Origin of the sequence: Pseudoroseomonas cervicalis ATCC 49957, assembly GCF_000164635.1 — a bacterium.
GTDB lineage: Bacteria > Pseudomonadota > Alphaproteobacteria > Acetobacterales > Acetobacteraceae > Pseudoroseomonas > Pseudoroseomonas cervicalis.
In genome coordinates this window covers 1-1,983 of sequence record NZ_GG770950.1, presented here as the reverse complement: position 1 = coordinate 1,983, position 1,983 = coordinate 1, and the positions used below count along the sequence as shown (strand labels likewise).

Sequence of the window (1,983 nt, the reverse complement as noted above, 5' to 3'; positions counted from 1 at the left end):
GCGCGGCGCGGCGAGGCCGGCGGCGCCCAGCGCCAGCAGGTGGCGGCGCGGCCAGGCGAGAGGGGGCGGGGTCTTGGTCATCGGCGTTTCTCCCTGCTGCGGCCGGCTTGGGCCGGTCCGCTCTTGCCGGGAAGTTGAACCGATGCGGCGGCGCCTGTCATTCCAAAAAGGGAATGCTATTCCGCATTCTGCACGATGCGGCGCGGGAACAGCGCCTTGCCGGTGAACTCCGCCACCTCGCGCAGCTCGCTGCCCAGGCGCGGGAAGACCTCCGGCGCGTGCTGCCCGGCGATGGCGATGCCGGACAGGCCGAAGCGCGGCTGGCCATTGCGGTCGGCGACCAGGGCGGCCACCGTGATCAGCCCGCGATAGAGCTGGTTCTGGTCCACCGCCCAGCCGGTGCGGCGGGCCTCCTCGACATCGGCCAGGTAGGAATCGAAGCTGGGCGGGTCCTGCCAGCGCAGCGTGGCGAAGCGGCGGCGCAGCTCGTCCACCGGCAGGTCGAGCGCGGCGGCGACGCAGCGCCCGACCGCGCCCACCAGCATCGGCAGCCGCAGGCCGAGCCGCATCTCCACCCGCACCGCGGTGTGGCTGTGCGCGCGGTCGACCAGGATGATGTGGCCATCCTCGGTGACGCGCCACAGCACGATCAGCATGTCGTGGTTCAGCGCCAGCCGCTCCAGCTCGGGGCGGATCAGCTCGGCATGGCTGACGCCGATCAGCCCGGCCGCCAGCTCCGCCACCGCCAGGCCGAGGCTGTAGGTCTTGTCGGCATCGTTGAAGGCGACGAAACGCGCCCGCGCCAGGGTGCGCAGGATGTTGAAGCAGGTGGACGGGCTGATGCCGGTGCCGCGCGCGACGGCTGCGACGCCGAGCGGCGCGGTGGCCCCCGCCAGGTGCCGCAGGATGCGGATGGCATGCGCGACGGCGCCGACATCGCGTGGCGCGGCGGGATCGCGTTCGGGCTGCGGCTGGAAGGGGTCCATTCGATATCCCGATTGATTTCCCGTATCCGGAATGTAGCCTGCCGCGACAGCAAGGCAAAGCCGGACCGGTCACGCGCCGTCCGGCAGGGAGGAGAGCGAGATGGCGGATCAGGCAGGGCAGGCCCCGGCGATGCGGTTGCGGCAGGAGCGTGACGGCGCGGTGCTGGTGCTGACGCTCGACCAGCCGGCGCGGCGCAACGCGCTGTCGCCGCCGCTGCGCGCCGAGATGGCCGCGGTGCTGGACCGCGCCGAGGGCGATGCCACGATCCGCGCCATCGTCGTCACCGGCGCCGGCGGCACCTTCTGCTCGGGCGGCGACCTCTCCGGCATGGAGGTCGGCTCGGCGCTGCAGGGGCGGGAGCGGCTGCGCCCGGCGCACCAGATGATCCGCCTGCTGGTCGCCGGCTCCAAGCCGGTGGTGGCGGCGGTGGAGGGCTGGGCGGCCGGCGCCGGCCTGTCGCTGGCCTGCGCCTGCGACAGCATCGTCGCCGCCGAGGATGCCCGCTTCATGGCCGCCTTCGGCAAGGTGGGCCTGATGGCCGATCTCGGCCTGCCCTTCACCCTGCCGCAGCGCGTGGGCCCCGCCCGCGCCCGGCAAATCCTGTTCTATGGCGAGCCGATCGGCGCCGAGGAGGCGCTGCGCATCGGGCTCGCCGACCAGCTGGCGCCTTCGGGCAAGGCCCTGGAGGCGGCGCTGGCCCGGGCCCGCATCCTGGCCCGCCAGGCGCCCGCCGCCATCGCGCTGACCAAGCAGATCCTGGCGGAGGGGCTGGACCGCGCGCTGGAGGCGGAGCGGCACTACCAGTCGCTGCTGTTCCTCTCGGCCGACCACGCGGAGGGCAAGGCCGCCTTCTTCGGCAAGCGTGAGCCAGGCTTTACCGGGACTTAGCCGTCGCGGCCGCGCCGATTGAGGCACCGCGCGCGGCATTCGCCACCCCCCTGCATGCTAGATCCGTCCGGCCGGCCGGGCCGCCAGACGCCCCGGCCGGGCGTCGCG

2 protein-coding genes are annotated in these 1,983 nt (G+C 73.7%); one reads left to right on the top strand and one right to left on the bottom strand.

Going from position 1 to position 1,983, the window contains the following annotated elements:
- Nucleotides 1-176 precede the first annotated feature (176 nt).
- On the bottom strand, nt 177-986 hold the full coding sequence (locus HMPREF0731_RS20675; RefSeq protein ID WP_007006181.1) for an IclR family transcriptional regulator: 810 nt from the start codon (nt 984-986) through the stop codon (nt 177-179).
- 100 nt (nt 987-1,086) lie between these two features.
- On the opposite strand from HMPREF0731_RS20675, the gene HMPREF0731_RS20670 reads away from it, so the two are divergent.
- Nucleotides 1,087-1,875: an enoyl-CoA hydratase/isomerase family protein gene (locus HMPREF0731_RS20670; RefSeq protein WP_007006180.1), complete on the top strand. Its 789-nt coding sequence runs from the start codon at nt 1,087-1,089 to the stop codon at nt 1,873-1,875.
- Nucleotides 1,876-1,983 lie beyond the last annotated feature (108 nt).